This window comes from Mycobacterium scrofulaceum (assembly GCF_002086735.1).
GTDB lineage: Bacteria > Actinomycetota > Actinomycetes > Mycobacteriales > Mycobacteriaceae > Mycobacterium > Mycobacterium scrofulaceum.
Map to the genome: position 1 here is coordinate 24,915 of NZ_MVIJ01000052.1, position 8,636 is coordinate 33,550.

Sequence of the window (8,636 nt, forward strand, 5' to 3'; positions counted from 1 at the left end):
TGCGACCGGCAACTGACGCGGCCGTTATCCGGCGCGCTCCCCGGGCAGCTTCCGGTCCCGCGGCGCGTGCGGACCACCCTGGGTCAGTTCCAGCCGGCGTTCGGCAAGGACCAGCAGGTGCCTGAGCCGTTGTCCGTACAGGCCCACCGCCTCGTTGGTCAGCATGTCGTCGTGCCCGCAGTCGACCGAATACGCGAGGACGTCGCCGGAGACGTAGGGCCGCCAGGACCGCACCAGGAACGCGCCGCGCTCGTCCGCGTCGCGGGTGGCCGAGAAGACGGTGATGTCCCCGCGGAAGACGCCTGGCTCATGGCTGCGGTAGCGCGCGACGTTGTCGCGCGCGTTCCCCGCGACCAGCTCGAGAAGCCGCTCGGATCGCGGGGACCCCGGTTCTGCGCCCAGGGCGTCGTCCGGCATGGCGGCGCCGTCGACCGCGCCGTCCATGGTGGGTTGGGCGTCGAGCAGGATCAGGCGCGAGACCACGCATCCGCGCCGCTGGAGCTCGACGGCGACCTCGTGGGCGACGACCCCGCCGAACGACCAGCCGAGCAGGTTGTAGGGGCCGGAGGGGTAGAACGCCTGGATCCGGTCGGCGTAGTTCTGGGCCATCTCCCGGATCGACCGCGGTTCGGGTTCGCCGTCCCGAAGGGCCTGCTGGATCCCGACGAGCGGGCAGTCCAGGTACGTGCCGAGCACCTGATACGGCCAGCTCACGCCGCCCGCCGGGTGGAGGCAGAACACCGGCATGCCGGCGCCGCGCTTCAGCGTCTGGACGGGGACGACCTCCTCGGTGGACGTCGCGTCCGTGCCCAGTCGCCGGCTCAGGTCCCGCACGGTGGGCGCGTCGAACAGGGTGCGCACCGCGAGGTCGACGGCCAGGTGGGTGTTGATCGTGGCGATCAGGCGCATCGCGGAAATGCTGTCACCGCCGAGGTCGAAGAACGAGTCGTCGACACCCACCCGCTCGGCGCCGAGCACCTGCGCGAACAGGCCGGCCAGGATCTCCTCGGTCGCGTTGGACGGGGCCCGGTACCCGCGGCCGCTGTACTCCGGTGCCGGCAGGGCGCGGGTGTCGAGTTTGCCGTTGGGGGTCAGCGGCAGCGCGTCGAGCCCGAGCACGGCCGCCGGAACCATGTAGACGGGCAGGCGCCCGGCCAGCGCGGTGCGCGCCTCGGCGGGGTCGGCGGTGCCGGTGACGTAGCCGACCAGGCGTTTGTCGCCGGGACGGTCCTCGCGGGCGATCACGACCGCCTGGTCGACGCCGTCCAGCCGGGACAGTGCGGCCTGGACCTCGCCCAGTTCGATGCGGTAGCCGCGGATCTTGACCTGCTCATCGGCGCGGCCCACGTACACCAGCTGGCCGTCGGCGCCCCAGAACACCAGGTCGCCGGTGCGGTACATGCGCGCCCCCGGCTCGCCGAACGGGCAGGCCACGAACCGCGTCCCGGTCATGCCGGCGCGTCCCAGGTAGCCAGCGGCCACACCGCCACCGGCCACGTACAGCTCGCCTACCACCCCGGGCGCCACCGGCCGCAGCCAGGCGTCGAGCACGAACAACGCGGCGCCCGGCACCGGTGAGCCGATCGGCGGCGTGCCCGAGCCCGCCGCGAGCGGCGCACTGATCGCCACGCACATCGTGGTCTCGGTCGGGCCGTAGGCGTTGACCATCACCCGGCCCGGCGCCCAGCGATCGACGACCTCGGGCGGGCAGGCCTCACCGGCCATCACCAACGACACCGAGTCCAGCCCGGCCGGGTCCAGCGTCGCCACCGCCGACGGGGTCTGGGTCAACACGCTGACCCCTTCGTCGAGCAGCAGGGCGCGGAAGTCCTGGGGTGAGCGCACCACCGACTCCGGGACCACCACGACGCGCCCGCCGCGCAGCAGCGGGGCGAAGATCTCCCACACCGACACGTCGAAGGCGTACGAGTGGCACTGGGTCCATACACCGGGAGCCGGGAGGCCGGCGTCGAGCGAGCCGATCAGCCGGGTCACGTTGTCGTGGGTGACCGCGACGCCCTTGGGCGCGCCGGTCGTCCCCGACGTGTAGATGAGGTAGGCGACGCCGTCGGCCTCGGCCGCCGGCAGCGCGGTCGGCGGCTGGCGGTCGATCCGCGGATCCTCGATGTCGATGACCCGGACGTCGCTCTCGTCCAGCCGCGACCGCAGTCCCGCGGTGGTGATCGCGGCGACCGGCGCGGCGTCGGCGAGCATGAACCGGATCCGCGCGCCCGGGGCGGCGGGGTCGACCGGCAGGTACGCCGCCCCCGTCTTGAGCACGGCGAGGATCGACACGATCGCCTGCGCCGACCGCGAGAACAGCAGCGCCACGGACGTTCCGGGGCCGGCGCCCTCGGCGGCAAGCAGGTGCGCCAGCCGGTTCGCCGCCTCGTCCAGCTCGCGGTAGGTCATCGACTCCTCGCCCCAGCCGATCGCCGGCGCATCCGGCCCGCGCGCGACCTGGCCGGCGAACATCTCGGTGATCGAGACCGGCTCGGGCGCCGGGCGGCTCAGCACCGCCCGGTTGCCGATGTCGTCCAGGCGGGCGTGCTCCGGCCCGTCGAGCAGGTCGACCGAGGAGAGCCGCCGGGCCGGGTCGGCGGTCATCGCCGCCAGCACCCGCTCCAACCGCTCGGTGAGCGCCTCGACGGTGTGCTCCGCGAAGAGGCCGGCGTCGTATTCCACCCGCAGGCCGAGCCGGTCGCCGGACAGGGCGGCTTGCATCGTCAGCGGGTAGTGGTTGCGTTCGAACACGTTGAAGTCGGCGATGGACAGCTCGTGGTCGACCGCCATCGCGGAGGTTTCCAGCGGATAGTTCTCGTAGGCGAACAGCGTGTCGAACAGCTTTTCGTGGCCGGTGATCCGGTGGATTTCGCTCAGCGACAGGTGCTCGTGCTCGAGCGTCTCGTTGTGTGCGCCCTGCAGCTGCTCCAGCAGATCGGTGGTGCTGGTCGCCGGGGTGATGCGGGCGCGCACCGGGATCGTGTTGATCAGCAGGCCCACCATCGCCTCGGCGCCGGGGACCTCGGCCGACCGGCCGGAGACCGTCGTGCCGAACGCGACGTCGTAGTTGCCCGTCAGCCAGGTCAGCAGTTGCGCCCACGCCGCCTGCAGCACGGTGCTGACGGTGGTCTGGCAGGACCGCGCCAGTTCGGCGAGCGCGCGGCTGGTCTCGGGCGACACCGTGACCGTCGTGAGACCGCGCGCCGCCGGCTCCATGGCGTGCGGCGGTCCGACCAGCGTCGGGGTGTCGAAGCCGGCGAGCACCTCGCCCCACGCCGCCCGCGCGGCGTCGAGGTCGCGGCCGGCCAGCCAGGTGACGAAGCTGCGATACGGCGGCGCCGGGGCCAGCCGCTGCCCGGTGAGGCTGGCGAACGTCTCGTTCACCAGGATCGGCACCGACCAGCCGTCCAGCACGACGTGGTGGATGGTGAGCACCAGCCGGTGCCGGTTCTCCGCGGTGCGGACCATGGCCACCCGGAAGGCGGGCTGGTCGGCCAGGTCGCAGACCGCGGCGCGTTCGGCGGCGCACAGCTCCCGGATCCGCTCGTCGGGGTCGGTCCCGCCGTCGAACTCGACGTACCGCCACGCCATCACGGGTTGGGCGGGGATGATCTGCACCGGCTCGTCGAACTGGTCGCAGAATTGGGCGACGAGGTGGGGGTGCCGGTCGACCACCGCCTGCACGGCTTCGCGCAGCCGGTCCCGGTCCAGCGGCCCGGTGACGCTCATGTCGAGCTGCACCACGTATAGGTCGCCGGAATCCGCGCCGCGGGTGGTGGTGGCGTGGAAGAGCAGCCCCTCCTGCAGGGGGGTCAGCGGAAGGATGTCGGCGATGCCGGTCCGCCGTTCGAGCTCGTCGATCTGCCGCTGGGCCAGCCGGGCCGGCAGGACGTCGGACGGGGTCAGCCCGCCGCCGCCGGACCGCACGTGGGCGCAGATGCCGGCCAGCGCCTCGAACCACAGCCGACTGAGCCGGGTGACCTGCTCGCGGTCCAGCGCCGAGGGGGCCCACGTCCAGTTGGCGTGCAGCCGCGGGCCCTCCTCGGTGTCGGCGGTGCCCGCGTTGAGGTCCACGGTGTGCATCAGCGGCATGGGCACCGCGGTGCTGGTGGCGGTGGTCGACGAGCCGTCGCGGGAGACACGCCACAACTGGTCCGACATCTCGGCCGCCGCGCCGCCCAACCGGCCCAGGTAGTTGAAGCCGATCGTGGGGTCGGCGCCGTCCAGGTCGACCTCGGCGTTGAGGTAGCGCAGCAACCCGTAGCTCAGCGGATCGGGCAGGGCGCGCAGCTGCTCCTTGGCGGCCTTGACCGCCGCCCCCAGCGACGGATCGCCGGAAACCACGCCCGTCCAGGGCATTTCACCGACGCTCAGGGCTACCGGGTATTTGGTGGTGAACCAGCCGACGGTGCGCGACAGGTCCACCCCGGCGCCCAGCTCCTCGTGGCGGCCGTGGCCCTCGACGTCGATGCCGAGCGGCGCGCCGCCGGTGCCAAGGAACTCGGCCCAGGCCAGCGCGTAACCGATCAGCAGGATGTCGTTGATCCCGGCGTGAAACGCCGCGGGCGCCTCACCGAGCAGGGTGCGGGTGGTCTCGACGTCGAGCTGCGCCGAGAGGTGTTCGGCGGTCTCGTAGGTGTCGATCTCGGGCCGCACGGCCGGCAACGCGGGCGGGGTCGCGGCGACCCGCTTCCAGGCGGCGGCGTGCCCGACGACGTCCGGGGCGTGCGCGTGCTGGTCCAGCAGGGCGGCCCAGCGGGCGAACGACGTGCCGCCCGGCGGCAGCGCCACCGGCTGGCCGCCGCGGCGCTGGGCCCAGGCGATGTTCAAGTCTTCCAACAGGATTCGCCAGGACACGCCGTCGACGGCCAGGTGGTGGATGATCAGCACCAGCTGCCGGGTTCCGGCCGCCCACAGCGCGCTGAGCATCACCCCGCGGGCCGGGTCCAGCAGGGACCGCGCCGCGAGTACCGCCGCATCGGAGAGCGCGTCCACGGTGCGCAGGCGCTCGGCGGCGTCCACCGAGCCGGCCTCCGGCACCGTCAGCGACCAGCCGTCGGCGCCCTCGTCCAGGCGCAGCCGCAGCATCGCGTGCCGGTCCAGCAGGGCCTGCAACACCGCGACCACGTCGGCCTCGGTCACCCCGGCGGGCGCCTCCACGACCATGGTCTGGTTGAACTGGTCGACCGGGCCGTCCACGCCCTGCAGCCACCGGATGATCGGCGTCGCGGGCAGCGCGCCGGTGGGTTCGTCGGTGGCGTCGGCGTCGCCGTCGGCCACGCCGACCACGCGGGCCAGCCGGGCGACCGTCTGCTCGACGAAGATGTCACGCGTCCTGCAGGTCAGCCCGGCGGCGCGCGCCCGCGTCACCACCTGCATCGACGAAATGCTGTCCCCGCCAAGGTCGAAGAAGGAATCGTCGACCCCGACCCGGTCGACGCCGAGCACCTGGGCGTAGATGCCGGCCAGGGTCTCCTCGACCGGGTTGCCCGGCGCCCGGTAGCGGTCGGCGTCGGAGTATTCGGGCGCGGGCAGGGCGCGGGTGTCGAGCTTGCCGTTGGGCGTCAGGGGCAGCGCGTCCAGCGCCACCACGGCGACCGGGACCATGTACGCCGGGAGCCGATCGGCCAGCCGGGCGCGCAGGCCGGCCGGGTCCGCCGAGCCGGTGACGTAGCCGACCAGCCGCTTGTCCCCGGGGCGGTCCTCGCGGGCGACGACGGCCGCCTGCCGCACCCCGCGCAGCTCGGCCAGCGCCGCCTGGATTTCGCCGAGTTCGATGCGGTAGCCGCGGATCTTGACCTGCTGGTCGGCGCGGCCCAGGTATTGCAGCTGCCCGTCGGCGCCCCAGCAGACCAGGTCGCCGGTGCGGTACATGCGGTCGCCGGGCCCGCCGAACGGGCACGCGACGAAGCGCGACGCCGTCAGCGCCGCCCGCCGCCAATAGCCGCGGGCCAGCCCGCCGCCGGCGACGTACAGCTCGCCGACCACGCCGGGCGGCACCGGCCGCAGGTACTCGTCGAGCACGAACAGCGCCGCCCCGGTCACCGGGGAGCCGATCGGCACCACGCCCGAACCCGGCGTCAGTGGCGCGCTGATCGCGGCGTACACCGTGGCCTCGGTGGGACCGTAGGCGTTGATCATCACGCGCCCGGGCGACGCCCAGCGGTCCACCAGGTCGGTCGGGCAGGCCTCGCCGGCGACCACCAGGGCGGCCGACTCCAGGCCGGCCGGGTTCAACATCGCTGCGGCGGAAGGGGTTTGACTCAGCACGCTGACGCCCTCGCCGACGAGCAGCGCGTGCATGTCCTCCGGGGACCGGATTACCGCGTCGGGGACCACCACCAGGCGTCCACCGCGCAGCAGCGCGCCGAAGATCTCCCACACCGACACGTCGAAGCCGTAGGAATGCCATTGCGACCACACCCCGGCGTCCGGCAGGCAGGCGTCCGCGGACGCCATCAGCCCGGTGACGCTGCGGTGGCTGACCGCCACGCCCTTGGGCACACCGGTGGTCCCCGAGGTGTAGATGAGGTAGGCGACGTCCTCGGCGCTCGGGGCCGGCAACGCGGTGGCGGGCTGGGCCTCGGCGGCCGGATCGTCGACGTCGATCACCGCCACGTCGTGGTCGGCCATGCGGTCGGCGAGGTCGGCGGTGGTGAGCACGGCGACCGGCGCGGCGTCGGCGAGCATGAAGCCGATGCGGGCCGCCGGGTGCGCGGGATCGATGGGCAGGTAGGCCGCCCCGGTCTTGAGCGCCGCCATGATCGCCACGATCGCCTCGGCCGATCGGTTGAACAGCAGCGCCACGGTGTGCCCGGGCCCGGCGCCGCGGCCGGCCAGCCGCTGCGCCAATCGGGTGGCGGCCTCGTCGAGCTCGCGATACGTCCAGGACCGGGTGCCGCAGCTGAGCGCCGGCGCGTCCGGCGTGCGGACGACTTGGGCGGCGAACGATTCGGGGATGGACGTGGGCGCGGCGGCCGGCGCGGTGAGCGCCGCGCGGTGGCCGATCTCGTCCAGCCGGGCGCGTTCGGCCCCGTCGAGCAGGTCGACCGACGACACGGTGCGGGCGGGATCGGTGGTCATCGTCGCCAGCACCCGCTGCAGCCGCCCGACCAGGGTCTCGATGCTCTCGGCGTCGAACACGTCGGTGCGGAATTCCACCCGCCCGCCGATGCCGGCGGGCTCGTTGCCCTCGGTCCAGCGCTCGGCCAGCGAGAAGGTCAGGTCCATGCGGGCGACCTGGGTGTCCAGCGGTATGGAGCTGACCCTTACGTCGCCCAGCGCCAGCCCGGTCGCGGCGTCGTTGTCCTGCCCGCCGAAGTTCTGCCACGCGAGCATCACCTGGATCAGCGGGTGGTGGGTCAGGCTGCGGGTCGGGTTCACCCGCTCCACCAGCACCTCGAAGGGGACGTCCTGGTGCTCGAAGGCCTCCAGGCTGCGCGCGCGCACCCGGTCCAACAACTCGGCGAAGGTGGGGTCGCCGGCCACGTCGACGCGCAGCACCAGGGTGTTGACGAAGAAGCCGACGAGGTCGTCGAGGGCGGGGTCGCGGCGCCCGGCGATCGGGAAGCCCACGGCCACATCGGAAGTGGCGCTGACCTTGGCCAGCAGCACCGCGAGGGCGGCCTGGATCACCATGAAGCTGGTCGCGTTGTGCTCGCGGGCCACCGCGGCGACCTGCTGCTGCAGGTCCGCCGGCCAGTCGATGGGCACCGTGGCCCCGCGCTGGTCGGCGACCTGCGGGTAGGGCCGATCGGTCGGCAGCTGCAACCGCTCGGGCATGCCGGCCAGGGCCTCTTCCCAATAGGCCAGCTGCGCGGCGATGCGGCTGTCGCCGTCCTTGAGGTCGCCGAACTGGGCGCGTTGCCACAGCGTGTAATCCACGTACTGCACGGGCAATTCGGCCCAGCCCGGCGCCTCGCCCGCGCATCGGCTGGCATACGCGACCCCTAGATCGCGCACCAACGGAGTGATCGACCAGCCGTCGGCGGCGATGTGGTGGGCCACCGCCACCAGCACGTGCTCGTCGTCGGTGACGCGGAACAGCCAGGCGCGCAACGGAATGTCGGTCGACAGGTCGAACGTGTCGCGGGCGGCGGCCTTGACGGCGTCGTCCAGCCGGCTCGCCGGCCAGCCGCCGGCGTCGATCACCTGCCAGCCGAAATCGGCTCGCTCCGCGGGGATGACCACCTGCTGCGGGGTTCCCTCGGGTGCGGCGAAGACGGTGCGCAGGCTTTCGTGGCGGGCGACGACGTCGCGCAGGGCGGCGTGCAGCGCGTCGGTATCCAGCCGGCCGCGCAGCCGCATAGCCGCAGCCATGTTGTAAACCGGTGAGGGGCCCTGCAATTGGTCGAGGAACCAGAGCCGGCTCTGGGCGAACGATAGCGGCACGACCGCGGGCCGTGGCCCGGCCATCAGCGGCTCCAGCCGTCCGGTGCCCTCTCCGATCCTCGGTGCCAGCTGGGCGATCGTGGGCGCCTCGAACAGGGCGCGCACGGAGAGGTACTCGTCGAGATCGGTGTTGACGGCGGCGATCAGGCGCATGGCCGAGATGCTGTCGCCGCCGAGGTCGAAGAAGGATTGGTCGATGCCGACGCGGTCGACGCCGAGGACCTGGGCGTAGATGCCGGCCA

General features: G+C 73.1%; 1 protein-coding gene. It reads right to left on the reverse strand.

The window, feature by feature from the left end; all coding sequences use genetic code 11:
- Positions 1-24: 24 nt before the first annotated feature.
- A partial coding sequence (locus BST44_RS24225; RefSeq protein ID WP_142274677.1) for a non-ribosomal peptide synthetase occupies positions 25-8,636 on the reverse strand: 8,612 nt, incomplete at its 5' end.